Genomic DNA, 16,613 nt, shown 5'->3' with positions numbered 1-16,613 from the left:
CAAGTTATGAAAGCTGATAAACACAATATGGTTTTCTATATTGTGTTTATCTTTTAAAAGGAGGGATTTGATGAGTAAATCAACATTAAAATATATTGGCAAGAGATTACTCATATCTTTGGTTACATTATTTGTTATACTTGTTGTCTTATTTTTAATTGTTAAATTATTGCCTGGGTCACCAATCAATAATGAAAGGTTATCGGAAACACAAAGAGCAGCGATTGAGGCAAGATATGGATTGGATCAACCTATATTAACTCAATTTGTGAATTATGTTAAAAATATGCTGACAGGGGATTTTGGTGTTTCTTACAATATGTATAAAGATATGCCTGTTGCTTCACTTGTAGGTTCTGCAGCAAAAATTTCATTCATGTATGGATTGAGTGCAGTCATTATTGGTGGGGTATTAGGGACATTGTTAGGTGTATTTGCAGCATTGCATAAAAATACGATTTGGGATACTTTGGCTACAGTTATTTCCGTTATAGGTGTATCTGTTCCTTCGTTTGTATTTGCGATGATGATATTGATATTATTTGCATCAAAATTGCATATTTTTCCAACACAATATAGCTCAATGAATCCAATTGGTTCATCTATCATGCCAGTGATGGCATTGTCTGTTGGGGTTATTGCTAATGTTGCACGTTTTACAAGAACAGAAATGGTATCTGTTATGAATAGTGAATATATGACTTTGGCTAAAGCAAAGGGATTAGATAGCAAAACACTTATTTTTAAACATGCATTACGTAATGCATTAATTCCTGTTGTTACTATTTTAGGACCTATTTTAGTTAACTTGATGACAGGAACGATGGTTGTAGAAAAAATCTGTGGTGTTCCAGGATTGGGCAAGCTACTTATCAATAGTATTTTATCTAATGATGTGAATATTATTTTGGCTTGTTCATTCTTATATGCAGCTATGTATATTGTGATGATGCTAATTATTGATGTTTCTTATGGAATTATTGATCCAAGAATACGTTTAGGTAAGGAGGATTCATAATGGATGCAAATTTGAAAAATATTGAATTTTTACCTGATGATTTTGAATTCGTTGGGGATAAGCAGGATATTTCGATAGATGTTGTAGCTCCTGCTAAGCCAGCATGGAAAGAAGCAATTGGAATCTTTTCTCAAAATAAAGGGGCTGTTATTGGATTGATTATGATTATAATCATTGTTTTATTGGCTATTTTTGCACCAATACTTTCATCATGGGAATTTGATGATTTGAATACTTCTTTACAATCTATTTCTCCTAATTTAGAACACTGGTTTGGAACAGATACAAATGGTAGAGATTTATGGGTACGTTTATGGACTGGTGCGCGTATTTCATTGTTTATTGCTGTTTGTGCTGTCTTTATAGATGTGATTGTTGGAACAACTTATGGATTAATTTCAGGATATTTTGGTGGCATGGTTGATTCTGTTATGCAAAGAATTCAAGAAATTATTAACTCTATTCCAACATTAGTTGTTTTAACTTTATTATTAATGGTTATGAAATCAAGTTTAACGACGATTGTCTTTGCTTTATCTTTGACAGAGTGGATTGGAATGAGTCGTATAGTTAGAGCACAGGTTTTAAAAGTGAAAGAAGAAGAGTTTGTTTTGGCTTCACGTACTTTAGGAGCGAAGAGTTTCTTTATTATCTTTAAAGAAATATTACCAAATATTTATAGTCAAATGATTATCATGATAATGATGTCTATCCCAAATGCTATTTTCTATGAAGCTTATTTATCATTTGTTGGTTTAGGTTTACCTGTTCCAAATGCATCACTGGGAACATTGATTAACGATGGATTTGAAAGTTTCCTTGTTTACCCTTATATGATGTTAATACCTGCCGTTGTCTTATCTGTATTAATGTTAAGTTTCAACTTATTTGGGGATGGATTAAGAGATGCTTTAGATCCAACAATGAAGGAGATGTAGTCTATGGAAAGAGAAAGAATATTGAAAATTAGAGATTTGACTATATCTTTTAAAACAGGAAATGGTAAGGTTAATGCGATTAGAGGGGTTAATTTTGATTTATATAAAGGTGAAACTGTTGCTATTGTTGGTGAATCAGGGTCAGGGAAATCTGTGACAACAAAAGCAATTATGGGGATTTTAGCTAATAATGGAAGCATTGATTCAGGATCTATTGAATATACTTGGCATGATGAAAATACTGGGGAAGCCATTACAAAAGATATTGTACAGTTAAGTCAAAAAGAAATGCAAAAAGAAATTCGTGGTCGTAAGATAGCAATGGTTTTCCAAGATCCAATGACTTCTTTGAATCCAACAATGACGATTGGAAAACAAATCATGGAACCAATGATGTTTCATTATGGAAAATCAAAAGAAGAGGCTTATCAAAAATCGGTAGAACTCCTTAAAGAAGTTGGAATTGCAGATGCTGAAAAAAGAATGAAAAACTATCCCCATCAATTATCTGGTGGGATGCGTCAAAGAATTGTCATTGCTATAGCGTTATCATGTGATCCTTATGTATTGATTTGCGATGAACCAACAACAGCATTGGATGTGACGATTCAAGCGAAGATTTTGGAGTTGATTCAAGAAATTCAAAAGAAAAAAGACTTATCTGTTATTTATATTACCCATGATTTGGGTGTAGTTGCAAAAGTTGCTGACTTTGTGAATGTTATGTATGCAGGTAAAATTGTAGAAACAGGAACAATCAATGAAATTTTCTATGATCCTAAACATCCTTATACTTGGGGTTTATTATCATCTATGCCAGATTTAGATACAAATGATGATGAATTATATACTATACCAGGTACTCCACCTAATTTAACACAGGAAATTAAAGGAGATGCTTTTGCCCCAAGAAATCAATATGCTTTAAATATTGATTTAAGAATAGATTCTCCTATGTTTGACGTACCAGGTTCAAATACACATAAAGTAGCAAGTTGGTTAATGCATGAAAAAGCACCTAAAGTAGAAATGCCAGAATCTTTAAAGAAACGTATCGAGAAAATGAAAAAGGAGGGGTTAATAAATGATTAATCAAGAACCAATCCTTGTTGTAAAAGATTTAAAACAACATTTTAAAATCAATCGTAATTTTACCGTAAAAGCAGTTGATGGAATTTCTTTTGAAATTAATCCGGGAGAAACTTATGGACTTGTTGGAGAATCAGGTTCTGGAAAATCAACAACAGGGAGAAGTATTATCCGTTTATATAAACCAACTTCTGGAAGTATTGTTTTTAATGGAAAAGATATTTCAGGAAAAATGGATAAAGAAACATTATCTGATTTAAGAACAAATATGCAAATGATATTTCAAGATCCTATGGCATGTTTAAATCCACGTAGAAAAGTTTTAGATATAATAGCTGAAGGATTAGATATTCATCACGCATACCAGACAACGGAAGAAAGAAACGAAAAAGTTTATCAGATTTTAGAACTTGTTGGTTTGTCAAGAGAACATGCATCTCGATATCCTCATCAATTTTCTGGTGGACAAAGACAGCGTATTGGAATTGCTAGAGCATTAATTATGAATCCAAGTTTGATTATTGCTGATGAAGCAATTTCAGCTTTAGATGTATCTATTCAAGCACAAGTTGTTAATTTGATGAAGAAGATACAAAAACAGACAAACATTGCTTATTTGTTTATTGCACATGATTTGTCTATGGTTAAGTATATTAGCAATCGAATTGGTGTTCTTCATTTGGGGCATCTTGTGGAAACAGGAACCTCTGAAGAAATCTTTAATCATCCATTGCATCCGTATACAAAATCGTTGTTATCAGCAATCCCTCATCCAAATCCAGACGTTGAAAAAAATAGAGTTTCATTGACATATAATTATGAAGAAAGTGGACTTAACTATGAAGCTGGTAAACAACATAAGATTACGGATACACATTATGTTTTAGCAACAGATGAAGAATTGAAAGATTTCTTAAAACACCAAAATGATTTGTTCTAATATAAATAAATCTCTCATTTTTGAGAGATTTTATTATATATAAAAACCCAATCATGCAATGCATCATTGGGTTTCAATATTATCCTTTAAAGAAAGTATATGCTTCAAAATGAGCTTGTGGATGATCGCAAGCAGGACATCTTTCAGGAGCTTCAGTTCCTTCATAAATAAATCCACAGTTATTACATTTCCACATAACAGCTTCGTCTTTTTTGAAGACTGTTCCATTTTCTAAGTTTTCTAATAATTTTAAGTATCTAGCTTCATGCATTTTTTCAGCAACAGCAATGCTTCTACAAACATTAGCAATTTCAGGGAAGCCTTCTTCATCAGCAATTTTTGCAAATTCTGGATACATATCAGTCCATTCTTCATTTTCTCCAGCAGCGGCAGCTTTTAAACATTCGGCAGTTGTTCCAAGCATGATTGGGAAATCACCTTCAACATGTAAAGCTTCACCTTTTAATTCAGCATTTAATAGTTTCATTAATCTTTTTGCATGTTCTTTTTCTTGATTAGCTGTTTCTTCAAAAATATTAGCAATTTGTACATATCCTTCTTTTTTCGCAATTGAAGAATAATAAGTGTAGCGATTTCTTGCTTGAGATTCTCCAGCAAAAGCATGTAATAAGTTGTTAGCAGTTTTTGTTCCTTTTAATGTAGGCATCATGATGCCCTCCTTCCTATGATTTTTGTTTTAAACAATGTAAACATGTTCCATGAAAAAGAATTTGTGCACTCTCAACAACATGTTCAGATTGTTCATTGACCTTATTAATAAGTTCTTCAAGTATTGCTGGTTGACAAACAATATCTTGAATTGATCCACATTGTTTACAAATCATATGAAAATGTGAATCCATACGTGCATCAAAACGAATCACTCCATCACCAATATCTAAGCGTGTAATTCTATGATGATCGGCCAGTAAATTCAAATTACGATAAACTGTTCCTAAACTAATGTCTGGAAGTAATTGTTTGACTTTTGTATAAATATCATCAACACAGGGATGGGTACAATCATTTTTTAAAACATCATAAATTGTTTCCCTTTGTTTAGAATATCTTAATTTTGTTTCAGACATACGCTCAACCCCTTATTAATAATGGTTACTATTATTATAGCATACATCTTTATATTGTCAAATATTGTAAACCTAAACAAATAAAAAATGAACATACACCATGCAATAATCGTGATAAGACATATGATTTAAATGAATAAGGAATACCATCTAATATATTATCAACTTGCATTAAAACAGATAATCCCGAAAAAGATAAATAAAAACTGACAAATGGATAAACTAAAAAATGTTGATATTGTAAAAGTTGAATGGAACCAGAACTAAACTCTAAAAATCCTTTGATAATACTTAATAAAAATGGATCATGAATAATGGCTTGAAGACTATAACCAACAAACTGAAAGACAAGCATATAACCTAAAATAAAAATGAAAGCAGTTAAAGAAGTCGTGATGCTTTTTTTTAACGCTTCAACAAAGCGTATATGAGGATGGATAATAGGAGTTAAACTTTGTTGAAAAGACATCCATTGATAATCATGATGATAGAAAAGTGCTTTGATAATGCTAGGAAGAATATGACTGAAATAAATCATCAAAGCGATAGAAAAAGGAAGTTTTAAAGAAACAAAGATAAAACTTAATGATGAAAAAGAGGCAATGGAAAGAAGATGCTGAAGTTGAGAAATATTGATATATCCTAGTTCATAAGATTCCTTTAACATTTTCGCGTTGGTTGGATAACCACAAAAAAATGACATAAAATATAAAGAGGACATATGAGGTGTTAGGTGAAAGAGGGGAGAAAAGAGAAATTGGATAAAATAACTGATGAGTTGAAAGATTCCTAAGGATAAACATAAAGAAATGAGAATCATAAAGGGTAATAAAGAAGGTAATAAATTGGTGAGGACTATTTGAATGACTTGAGAAGATATTTTAACAATTTGAAACATATTAAAAAAAGAAAAAAGAGTTGTAAAAAGAACAAGGCAAAGTGTAAAATAATAATTAGCTTTTTTCATAAAGACTCCTTATTGAAAGTGGTGAATACATATGAAAGGAATATTAGTCGGTGTCAAATATCCTCAAATGACTTATGATTTTGAGGTTTCTATGCAGGAATTAGAACAGTTAGCTTTTGCTTGTGACATAGAAGTGAAGACAGTTGTTATTCAAAATTTAGAAGTGATTTCTCCTAAATATTATATTGGAAAAGGAAAAGTCATGGACATTGGGGAACTTTTAGAAACGGATGATATTGTTATCTTCAATGAAGAATTAACACCTTTACAAATGAAAAATCTAACAGATATCTGGCAGGTTGAAGTGACGGATCGCAGTGATTTGATATTACGTATATTTGCTTTAAGAGCTAAAACAAAAGAAGCCAAGTTACAGGTAGAAATGGCAAGGCTAGAATATACCTTACCAAGACTGGCAGGAATGAAACAGCACCTTTATTCACAACAGGGAGGAATGGGATTTCGTGGAGCTGGGGAAAAGCAGATTGAATTGGATCGTCGCCGTATTCACCGTCAATTGACACAAGCCAAAAAAGAATTGGAAGCTATTGAAAAACAACGTCAAACACAAAGACAGTTAAGAAAACATCATCAAGAAAAGGTTGTTTGCCTTGTTGGTTATACTAATAGTGGAAAATCGTCTTTATTAAATCATTTTACAAAGAAAAAAGTAGACGCTAAGGATATGCTTTTTGCTTCACTTCAAACAGCATCGAGACGAATTTATTTTAAAAAACATCATTTGATTATGAATGATACAGTAGGTTTTATACATCAATTGCCTCATTCTTTTGTACAGGCCTTTCGTTCTACATTAGAAGAAGTCAAAGATGCAGATTTACTTTTACATATCATTGATGTTTCTTCACCATATTATCATAATCAAATAGAAACAACCTTATCTGTATTAAAAGATATTGGTGCTCACCACATTCCTATGATTTATGTGTATAATAAAATAGATTTACTTCCTCAATTACCCATCTTTGAACAAGAAAACAGTATCGGAATATCAGTCAAAGAAAACTTATATTTCAACGAATTAGAAGATATGATTATTCATACTCTCTTTAAAGATTATGAATTAATACATGTATATATTCCCTATGAACAAGGAGATATTTTTAGTAATATTGAATATCAATATGAGATTGTTCAATTAGAATATTTAGACAACGGCATTGATGTGAGTTTCTATGTGAATCAGGCTCATAAATCACGTTATCTTCCTTTTATAAAAACTGACGGTTAATCCGTCAGTTTTCATCTTGAAACCAGAAATGATTATAAGTATATTTAAAGACACGATACCACCAAGTATCACCTGTTCCTTTGATTGTTTGTATGATATTGTTTTGATCGTCTAATTCCACTGTTTCAAAAGCACTGCCACTATCAATAATTTTATGATTTTCATGTTCCTGTACAGAACTCACATAACCAGAATAAGTGACAGGAATACTTTCAACTAATTCAAATGTTCTTTCATTTTCATCAATGAGATATTTATAGTAGTATGATTGTTTACCTTTATTCCCTTCTCCTGTATCATAATAATAAGGATCATTTTTATAGTCATAATCACGTGTCGTAGAAATCGTGTTATTATTGTTGTAGAAGTACAAATAATATTGTCCATCAGCAAGTTTGTCATCTTGTTGATAAGTCACACAATGTTGACCTGCATTTAAAGAAAAATCACCGATTTGTGTTAAAAGGAATTCATCATAGCCACTTTCCTGCCAAAAAAGAGGAGAACCAATCATATAGTCTACAGTGGGAGAATCATAAATAGAATTGATTTTAATGATTGTTGATGTTTCTCTTGAACTGATGATTAAACTGTCTTTATCGACCAGCTGCAGGGCATTAATATGCATCCAGTCCAGAGCTTTATCTTGTGATGAATCTAAATTCTGACGATAGTTGATAAAGAGTTCTTCAAGATCAATAACTTTTTTGATTTCATGTGTTTCTTTATCAATACTGATGATTTTATCTTCTTCAGTATCTGTATTGCTTTGTGTTGCAAGAACAAGAAAATCATTGTTTGAACCATTAATATAATCATGATGTAGACGATAATGCCCTGTATCATAGAACTGTGTGATTTGTCCCAGTCTGTTCATTCCAGCTACAAGTGAAGATGAAACACTATAATACATTGCATCATCATCAAAGAGTAAACGATGAGCACGATAGGAAATGATAGGAATTTCACTTCGAATGACACCATTATTGTCATATAAGAAGATATAATCAATATCATCATCGTTTTCACTTGTATCATTGCCTAGAACTGTATAAAGACCGTTGCTGAGTTGTTGTGTGCTGTTTCCTTTTTCAATAGAAACATAGGCATTTTCATTACCACTTAATAATGCAGGAGCATCATAAGTCCATTGATGACTGGCAATAATGTCACCATCTTGATTAGTGGCAGTGAGTGTTAATATATTTTTTTGATTAGGGACAATACCAATTAATTGATATTCATGTTCGGTTGTATAATCGCCATACAGTTCACGAGAAAAATCTTCTAATCCATCTACATGAACTTGATAAGAAATAACGGCTGGTTCTTTTGTATAAAAATAAACATATAGACTGGTTGTATTTGTTTGGAAAGGATTTTCTAATATTAAAGGATCATTGAGTGTATAACTCTTATTTTTCATAACATTAATATTGTCTTTGATTTGATTTTGATAGGTTGGGGTATAGACTTCTTGAACATGTGATAATAATTCACTGGAGTGTGTTTGTACATTATCTAATCTTTGATAAATCAAAAAGGATGTGATAAGAATACAAATAAGAATTATTGTACACATAATGAGTTTTTTTCTATTCATCATATTCTCTCCTTACAATAAAGAAAATGATGTATCCTAATAAGAAAATAAATATAAAAATAAGTGGTATTATCTTTTTCATAGTATCTCCTCCTTATTAAAAGTATAAGGATATAATAACGAAAAAGATTGGGATAAAATATGTAAATTGTGGAGAATAAAAAAATCCAAGTTTTATGATTGAACTTGGATATTTTTTTGAATTGTTTGAATAATAGCACGATAATTCTTTGTTGCAAAGAGTGTAGCATCAATACGATAAACAGGAATCTGATGTTTTGTGAATGCTAAAATATCAGGCTCTAAATGAGCAATTTGGGGAGCCAGATATAAAGCATCATAATCTTGGTAATGTTTATAGAGTTGATCTAAAGATAAGGATACAAGCTGAAAATGAATGTTTTCTAATTCACAGACTTGTTGCATTTCTTCGATAAAAACAGATGTTGATAATCCACCCGTACAACATAATGCAATTTTCCATTCTTTTTGCTGAGTATATTGAACCATCGTCTGATAAAATTCTTTAAATAAATGGGTACATTGGGCTAAATCTGTCATTGTAAAATGTAAGTAAAAAATGAGTTTATCATCACTTAAACGTGAAATTTCTTCTTCTATAATGTGATTATACCAGATTGTGATTTTCCCTTTGACTTTTACAGATTCAAAACAAATAATTTGATGTTTTTCATTGTCCGTTTCAACAAAACAGTGAATATAGTCTTTTTGATATTGTTTTTGATGTGAGAGAATCCATCGAAAGAAAAGTTGATTATAAACAGAAAGATAGAATTCATTGAACATGCTAATCACCTACTGCTTTTATCATATACTATTTTGATGAAGATGGCTAGTTTTTACCGAAATTGAAAAGAAACGTTGTAAACAAACAGAACAACTTTGAAAAGTGACATAAATTATAGAGAAAGGAGGGTGCTATATGGAATGTAGTCGAGTATATAATATTGCTCAAGTGGATACAGGTTGTCATATTAGTGTGAGTAATGGTGTAGAAACAGCTATTAAAAAACCACTTCAAATTACCAAAACAGTGGATAAAGAAAAGGCGTGTACAGGAGAAATTTTAACGTATACTATTTTTATTCAAAACACATCATTAGTGGAAGAAACACAAGTGGTCTTTAGTGATGAACTAGATGAAAATGTTGTTTATGTCAATGAGTCATTTACTGTCAATGGACAAGCACAAACACCAGCACTTGACAATCGTACACTTTATTATGTGATTTCAACTATTGAACCAATGTCCAGTGTTGAAATTGTTTTCCAAGTGCGTATTATTGAATAGAGGTTTAAGCCTCTATTTTACATAGAAATTATTTTGAATAGAGATTTTTTTTAAAATAAAGATGGGTTTAGTTTATAAAAAAATATAATTATGATAGAATGTAATGGGGTGATGATATATGGAAAAAAGAATATTTGTTATATCAGATCTTCATGGACAATTTGTATTACTTCAATTGTTGTTGGAACGTATTGGTTTTACAGAAAATGATGAACTTTATATATTAGGGGATATTATGGATCGTGGACCTAATAGTATTGATATTTATTATTTTGTGAAGGCTATGGATAATATTCATATGATTAAAGGAAATCATGAAATCATGATGCGTCAATCTATGTTGGCAGCTTTGAAATATAATGATTTAGATTCTGAACGTTCTAATCCTTATCGTTTATGGAAGCAAAATGGGGGACATAAAACAGTTGATAGTATTCGAGAATATTTACAAAAAGATTACATTCCCTATGAAGAATATTTTGATTTAAAACGTATGTTTATTAAAGAATTGATTTCGTTTATTGATTCATTACCAAGTTATTATGAATTAGATTTGAATGGAAAACATTATGTTTTAGTACATGCAGGTGTTGATCCGGAAATTCCTTTAGAAGAGAATGATGAAGAAATTTTAGCTTGGATTCGTGAATACTTCTATTTGAATGAAGCTAATCCGGATTATACGTATATCTTTGGGCATACACCTTGTTGTTTTATTAATGAAGATCATTCTTTTAATATTTGGTATGATCCAGATTATCATAATAAGATTGCAATAGATGGTGGCTTAGCTGTTGGTAATAAAGGACAATTAAATTGTTTATGTCTGACAACTGGAGAAGTCACAGTCTTAAAATATGATGAGGGGCAACCTCAATGAGAAGTGCTTTCTATAATCTCATCAATTTCATTAATATGACCAGTATTCATGATGTGTATTGGGGTGCTGCCAAAACGATTTTAAAGAATATTTATAAGATACCTGATAGTAGTATTACAGATGTCGCCAAAATGTGCTATGTTTCTACCGCAACGATTTCCAGACTTTGTCGTAAACTCAGTTATGAATCATTTACTGATTTTAAAAAAGATGTCACAATGAATTTGCATTATTTTAATCAAGATGCGAAAAGATTACTGTTTGATCATCAGTTACCTGCACCTGAAACAATTGATGAAGGTAAGGATATTTTTAAAAATCATTTTCAAAACGTGATTCATAATTTACAGGATACTTATGATAATCTACGTTATGAGGATTTAATCTATATTGTTGATAAAATTCATGAAGCGAAACATATCTGTTTTGCAGGTAATTTCTTTACCCAGTCTGTATCTATGCAATTACAGATTGAACTTTCCTATTTAGGAAAAGACTGTGTTGCTATGTATCCTTTAGAACAACAAAAAAATATCTATAAAACATTAAAAGACTATGATTTGATTATTGTTTCATCTATTGCTGGGGGATTCTTTAAAGATCATATTGAAACAATGCGAGAATTGGTGAAAACAGAAGCTTATATTATTGCGATTACACAATTAGATGAGTTTCCATATAGTGATAAGGTAGATATGATATTGAAAGTGGGTAATGATCATCATTCATTGATTGGAAAGTTTTCTGTAACATATATTTTTGAAGTTTTAGAAGCGTTATATCATTTAAAATATGGAATGAAAAATAATGAGAAAAGCAACGATGATTAAACATCGTTGCTTTTTGAGTAGAAAGAAACAAGAATCACTTGATTAGGACAGAAAACTTTATATGGGAATGATGAAGGACCACTGATTCCATTAGATACAATTAATGTAGCATTTTTTTCTTCATATGTTCCATGATTATATGTTTTTGCTCCTTCAATAGGGAACATACTGCCAAGATATGGGAAATACACAGAACCACCATAACTATGACCAGAGAGTTGTAAATCTACATAGTTTTTGGCTTGAATAAAAGTATCAGGTTGATGTGAAATGCCAACAACCAGTTTATCCTGTGTTTCTTTGAGTTTTGAGAAGTCGTATTCATCGTCATAGGCGACAAGTGTAAGTGATGTATCTTTGTAATATAATGGACGTGTTTCATTATTGAGTACTTCAAAACCACCATTGTTAAGCACTTGTGTGACTTCTAATGAAGATTTTTCATCTCGTTCACCAAGTATAGCAAGATTTCCATATTGACATTGAATACTTTTTAAAATTTGTGAAACCTCATCGGTTTTAAAGACCTGATCATCATATAAATCTCCACCAAAGATAACCATATCAAAAGGATAATTGTTTAATTCTTTAACAATTTCTTGAAAACGAGTTATACTTTCTTGGTTTGTTAAATTGATATCGGATAAAAAGGCAATCTTTAAACCATTGAGTTGTGAAGAAATTTGTGAATTGATATAATTTTGTTCATGAAATTCGTAATCTTTAGGTGAAATGGCATAGACATAATATCCCAGAAAACATAAACCAAAGACGATTAATAAAATCATTAATCGTCTGATGAGCTTTTTCATACTTTTTTATTCATAATGACAGGAATAATCATTGGATTTCTTTTTGTTTTTTGATAAAAATAAGGAGCCAATGTATCCCTGATTGTATTCTTGATTTCACCAAAAGTTGTCTTTCTCTTTAATAAATGAGAAAGTTCACGACTCACTAATAACTCTGCTTCACGAATCATTTCTTTACTATCCTGCATATAAACAAAACCACGTGACATAATAATAGGTTTATTTAATAAACATCCTGCACGAGAATCCATTGAAATAAGTACAGATACCATGCCATCTTCACTTAAAATCTGACGATCTCTTAATACAGCAGTTGATAAACCGGTAATATCATTACCATCAACATAAATATCATCAACATGAATACGTGGTCCTAAACGAGCTTCTCCATTATGCAATAAGATAGAATCACCATTTGATAAAACAAAAGCATTGCCTTTTGTCAGTCCCACTTCTTCAAATAATTTAGCATGAATCTTCAACATACGATATTCACCATGCACTGGGAAAAAATACTTAGGACGTGTCAACAACAACATTAATTTCTGTTCTTCCTGTGAAGCATGTCCAGAGGTATGCAAGTTATTAATAGCCTCATTTGTTAAAACTCTGGCACCCGCACGATAGAGTTTATTGATAACTCTGCTGACACTACTTGCATTACCGGGAATAGGGTTAGATGAAAAGACAACAGTATCACCCGGTTTAATAGATACTTGACGATGTGTTCCATTAGCAATTCGACTTAATGCAGCCAGTGCTTCTCCTTGACTTCCGGTACATAAAATAAGAATTTCATTATCGGGTAAATTCTTTGCTTCATCATTTTTGATAAAGAAACGGTCTGGACATTTGATGTAACCAAGTTTACGAGAAACTTGAATATTGTTTTCCATAGAACGTCCAAATACTAGAATCTTACGATTGAATTTCACAGCTGCATCAATAATCTGTTGAACACGATGGACGTTAGAAGCAAATGTCGCTACGATTAAACGACCCTCAGTTTTTCTAAATTCTTCCTGTACACTATAAGCCACTTGCTTTTCACTAATCGAAAAGTTAGGTACTTCAGCATTGGTAGAATCACTTAACAATAAAGTAACACCTGTTTCGCCAAGAAAAGACATCACTTGGAAATCAGCTGGATCACCAACCGGTGTTAAATCGAATTTAAAGTCACCTGTTGAAACAATGCGTCCATTAGGTGTATTAATAACGATTCCTAATGATTCAGGAATAGAATGATTTGTCTTAAAGAAACCAATATTAAAATATTTTGTTTTGACTTGAGATAAATTATTAATTTGAATTAATTTTGTTGCTTGTGTTAAACGTTTTTCTTCAAGCTTTCTTCGAATCATTGCACAAGCTAAAGGAGATGCATAGATAAAAGGAATATGAACAACCTGTAAAAGGAAAGGAATTCCTCCAATATGATCTTCATGACCATGTGTAATCAATAAAGCTTTGATTTTTTTCTGATTACGTTTTAAATATGTATAATCAGGAATAACATAATCGATACCAGGTAATCCATCTTCTGCAAATTTTACACCAGCATCAATAATGACTAATTCATCCTGATGTTCAATACAATACATATTTTTTCCAACTTCATTTAAACCTCCTAATGCAAATACCTTTGTATCAGAAGATAATGTTTCATTTTTCATTTGTCTGTTTTTATTATTATAGGGTGTTCTTCTTTGATAAGAACGTTTTTGAGGCCTATCCGCCATTCACTTTCACCTTTCTTTCATTATAATATATGTCTTTTTCATGATTTTTCAATAAAATAAAAGTATTGATATGTATTTATATTATACCATTTTTTATATATTTTTTCATTAAAGCATATGATTTTTATCTGTGATTAACAATAAAAATTTATGATTTATCATGTTGACATACTGTATCATAACTGAAAATAAAGTGAAATGCAAGAATTTAACAAAAAAGCTACTCGATGAGTAGCTGGGTTAAATCTTTTTACATGCAGCAATGGCTAAAGAATGAGGACCAATATGGCAGGCTACACTTAAAGAAAGTGGGTCACAGATAATGTCATGATTTGGGAAGGCTTCTTCGACTTCTTTTTTGAATTCTAAAGCCTGATCTCTATCATAAGTGTAGGCAATCATAATACGTGCATCAGACATATCTTCATGAGTTGGGTCAATACGTTCTTGGATGTCATGACGTAAAGCTTCAATCATGATTTTAGAGGCTTTTTGCATTGTACGTGTCTTTTGGAAAGAGTCTAGTTTTTCACCTTGAATTGTTAAAATTGGTTTGATTTTTAATAATCCTCCAAGTGTTGCAGCGGCAGGAGTAATACGTCCTCCTTTTTTTAAGTATTCTAGTGTATTCACTGTTATATAAATAGAAGCATTTAATTTGTTTTCCATTAAAATATCATAAATTTCTTGAGCGCTTTTGCCTTGTTTAGCCAAAGTCATAGCATCAAATACATCCCATTTTTGAGTGACAGAAATACGTTGAGAATCAACAACAAAAACTTTTCCTTTATAGGCTTCATCATCTGCCAACATCATAGCAGTCTGACAAGAACCACTTAATCCACTTGACATCGGAATATGCACAATCTGATCATAATCTTTTAAAATGCAGTCAAAGAAAGCTGTGACTTCTCCTGTGGCAGGTTGTGAAGTAAAGACTTCGGCACCATTCATTAACTTATCATAAAACTCATCCTGTGTGAGATTAATATCTTCTTTATATTCTTGACCATCTATTGTAAAAGGCATAGGTAAAACAAAGATTCCAAGTTCTTTTGCTTCACTTTGAGTGATACCACTATTACTGTCGGTCATGATTGCTACTTTCATGAAATAACCTCCTTATAACAATAATACCATTTTATCTCAATATAAAAATAATGCAACAATTTTTGTGAATTGAAGCTATAAATTCATAAAAAATTTAACTATATCAAATAAAATATGATAAAATAACGAAAAAAGAAAAGAGGAATAAAAATGGTAGAACAATTGATTCATAAATATGCAGATGCAGGTATAAATTTTTTAGAAGCAGCTATTCTTTTTGTTGTGGGATGGTATGTAGTGAAAATGATTTTACGTATTTTATCAAAAATGATGAAAAGAAGTCAGATTGATGCAATTATTGAAAACTTTGTGATATCTATATTAAACATTGGATTAAAGATTATTGTCATTATTACTGTGATTGCTAAATTAGGTGTTCCTACAACATCGTTAGTCGCTGTTTTAACAACAGCAGGAGCAGCAATCGCTTTAGGGTTGCAAGATTCTTTAAAAGGAATTGCTTCTGGTATCACAATTTTGTTTTCTAAGCCTTTTGTCAAAGGGGATATTATTGAAATTGATGGATATGTGGGAACAGTCCAAGAAATACAGCTCTTATATACGATTGTCATGACATTTGATAATAAGATGGTAGTGATTCCTAATAATGATTTAGTATCATCTAGCTTCGTCAATTATTCACATGAAGATGTACGTAGAGTGACAATGACTGTAGAACTTCATCCAGATAATGATATTCCCCAATTTAAAGCAGCACTTATGCAAGTCATTCAACAGCATCCCTATGCTTTAAAAGAACCAGCACCAGTCATTAAAATTGGTGAATATAAGGAAAGAAGTGTATCAATGCAAATATGGGTATGGGCAGAAAATGATCATTTTTATGAGTTAAATGATGACTTGTGGGTTGCTATTAGAAAGATATTTAAAGAACAAAATATCAAGATTCCAGCCCAACAAATTGATGTTCGTATCCAAAATTCTGATATAAAATAAGATGAAAATTGTATAAACTTTCGTACAATTTTTACATAATTGTATACATCATTAAAAAAACATATCATATATTTC

The 16,613-nt window shown here is 31.2% G+C and carries 17 protein-coding genes; 9 read left to right on the top strand and 8 right to left on the bottom strand.

The window, feature by feature from the left end; translation table 11 throughout:
- Positions 1-70 precede the first annotated feature (70 nt).
- Genes KEC48_RS09420 through KEC48_RS09405 form a run of 4 tightly spaced genes read left to right on the top strand, consistent with a single transcriptional unit; the run spans position 71 to position 3,985 of the window.
- Positions 71-1,018, top strand: coding sequence for an ABC transporter permease (locus KEC48_RS09420; protein WP_211962055.1), 948 nt, complete (start codon positions 71-73; stop codon positions 1,016-1,018).
- A complete protein-coding gene (locus tag KEC48_RS09415; protein WP_211962054.1) occupies positions 1,018-1,956 on the top strand; it encodes an ABC transporter permease in 939 nt (312 codons plus the stop codon). Before KEC48_RS09420 ends, KEC48_RS09415 begins: the two co-directional genes overlap by 1 nt.
- Positions 1,957-1,959: 3 nt before the next feature.
- Positions 1,960-3,048, top strand: a complete 1,089-nt coding sequence (locus KEC48_RS09410; RefSeq protein WP_211962053.1) for an ABC transporter ATP-binding protein — start codon at positions 1,960-1,962, stop codon at positions 3,046-3,048.
- On the top strand, positions 3,041-3,985 hold the full coding sequence (locus tag KEC48_RS09405; protein WP_205089478.1) for an ATP-binding cassette domain-containing protein: 945 nt from the start codon (positions 3,041-3,043) through the stop codon (positions 3,983-3,985). Before KEC48_RS09410 ends, KEC48_RS09405 begins: the two co-directional genes overlap by 8 nt.
- 79 nt (positions 3,986-4,064) lie before the next feature.
- Here KEC48_RS09405 and rbr read toward each other — a convergent pair whose 3' ends face one another.
- Genes rbr through KEC48_RS09390 form a run of 3 tightly spaced genes read right to left on the bottom strand, consistent with a single transcriptional unit; the run spans position 4,065 to position 5,776 of the window.
- Entirely contained in the window at positions 4,065-4,652 is a 588-nt protein-coding gene (gene rbr, locus KEC48_RS09400) for a rubrerythrin (protein ID WP_205089477.1), read from the bottom strand.
- 16 nt (positions 4,653-4,668) lie between these two features.
- Positions 4,669-5,073, bottom strand: a complete 405-nt coding sequence (locus KEC48_RS09395) for a transcriptional repressor (RefSeq protein ID WP_087357725.1) — start codon at positions 5,071-5,073, stop codon at positions 4,669-4,671.
- Between the two features lie 49 nt (positions 5,074-5,122).
- Positions 5,123-5,776 (bottom strand): hypothetical protein, encoded by a 654-nt coding sequence (locus tag KEC48_RS09390; RefSeq protein WP_211962052.1) that lies wholly within the window; start codon positions 5,774-5,776, stop codon positions 5,123-5,125.
- Positions 5,777-6,071: 295 nt separating this feature from the next.
- Here KEC48_RS09390 and hflX point away from each other — a divergent pair, with 295 nt between their 5' ends.
- Entirely contained in the window at positions 6,072-7,292 is a 1,221-nt protein-coding gene (gene hflX, locus KEC48_RS09385; protein WP_211962051.1) for a GTPase HflX, read from the top strand.
- A gap of 4 nt (positions 7,293-7,296) precedes the next feature.
- Here the strand turns inward: hflX and KEC48_RS09380 are convergent, their stop codons facing one another.
- Together KEC48_RS09380 and KEC48_RS09375 are read right to left on the bottom strand one after the other, a co-directional pair.
- Positions 7,297-8,895 (bottom strand): aryl-sulfate sulfotransferase, encoded by a 1,599-nt coding sequence (locus KEC48_RS09380; RefSeq protein WP_211962050.1) that lies wholly within the window; start codon positions 8,893-8,895, stop codon positions 7,297-7,299.
- Positions 8,896-9,069: 174 nt separating this feature from the next.
- Positions 9,070-9,702 carry a hypothetical protein gene (locus KEC48_RS09375; RefSeq protein ID WP_211962049.1) on the bottom strand — a complete coding sequence of 211 codons (633 nt, stop codon included), beginning with the start codon at positions 9,700-9,702 and terminating at the stop codon, positions 9,070-9,072.
- A 136-nt stretch (positions 9,703-9,838) separates the two neighbouring features.
- Here KEC48_RS09375 and KEC48_RS09370 point away from each other — a divergent pair, with 136 nt between their 5' ends.
- From KEC48_RS09370 to KEC48_RS09360, 3 genes are all read left to right on the top strand, one after another.
- Positions 9,839-10,207 (top strand): DUF11 domain-containing protein, encoded by a 369-nt coding sequence (locus KEC48_RS09370; RefSeq protein ID WP_211962048.1) that lies wholly within the window; start codon positions 9,839-9,841, stop codon positions 10,205-10,207.
- A gap of 118 nt (positions 10,208-10,325) precedes the next feature.
- The gene (locus tag KEC48_RS09365) at positions 10,326-11,087 is read left to right on the top strand and encodes a metallophosphoesterase (RefSeq protein ID WP_087357731.1); all 762 of its coding nucleotides are present in this window, start codon (positions 10,326-10,328) and stop codon (positions 11,085-11,087) included.
- A 35-nt stretch (positions 11,088-11,122) separates the two neighbouring features.
- Positions 11,123-11,917, top strand: a complete 795-nt coding sequence (locus KEC48_RS09360; RefSeq protein WP_211962047.1) for a MurR/RpiR family transcriptional regulator — start codon at positions 11,123-11,125, stop codon at positions 11,915-11,917.
- On the opposite strand, the gene KEC48_RS09355 is transcribed toward KEC48_RS09360, so the two are convergent.
- The 3 genes from KEC48_RS09355 to KEC48_RS09345 all read right to left on the bottom strand — a co-directional run bounded on the left by KEC48_RS09355 (position 11,914) and on the right by KEC48_RS09345 (position 15,581).
- Positions 11,914-12,729 carry a metallophosphoesterase gene (locus tag KEC48_RS09355; RefSeq protein WP_211962046.1) on the bottom strand — a complete coding sequence of 272 codons (816 nt, stop codon included), beginning with the start codon at positions 12,727-12,729 and terminating at the stop codon, positions 11,914-11,916. The two genes, KEC48_RS09360 and KEC48_RS09355, sit on opposite strands and share 4 nt — an antisense overlap.
- Entirely contained in the window at positions 12,726-14,471 is a 1,746-nt protein-coding gene (locus KEC48_RS09350) for a ribonuclease J (protein ID WP_283092184.1), read from the bottom strand. The genes KEC48_RS09355 and KEC48_RS09350 overlap by 4 nt, the downstream gene beginning before the upstream one ends.
- A gap of 240 nt (positions 14,472-14,711) precedes the next feature.
- Positions 14,712-15,581 (bottom strand): DegV family protein, encoded by an 870-nt coding sequence (locus KEC48_RS09345; RefSeq protein ID WP_211962045.1) that lies wholly within the window; start codon positions 15,579-15,581, stop codon positions 14,712-14,714.
- 150 nt (positions 15,582-15,731) lie between these two features.
- Here KEC48_RS09345 and KEC48_RS09340 point away from each other — a divergent pair, with 150 nt between their 5' ends.
- A complete protein-coding gene (locus tag KEC48_RS09340) occupies positions 15,732-16,538 on the top strand; it encodes a mechanosensitive ion channel (protein ID WP_205089468.1) in 807 nt (268 codons plus the stop codon).
- The last annotated feature ends 75 nt before the right edge of the window (positions 16,539-16,613 follow it).

Source organism: Clostridium sp. C1 (assembly GCF_018223625.1).
Classification (GTDB): domain Bacteria; phylum Bacillota_I; class Bacilli_A; order Erysipelotrichales; family Coprobacillaceae; genus Allocoprobacillus.
This window is presented reverse-complemented; position numbering and strand designations above follow the sequence as displayed.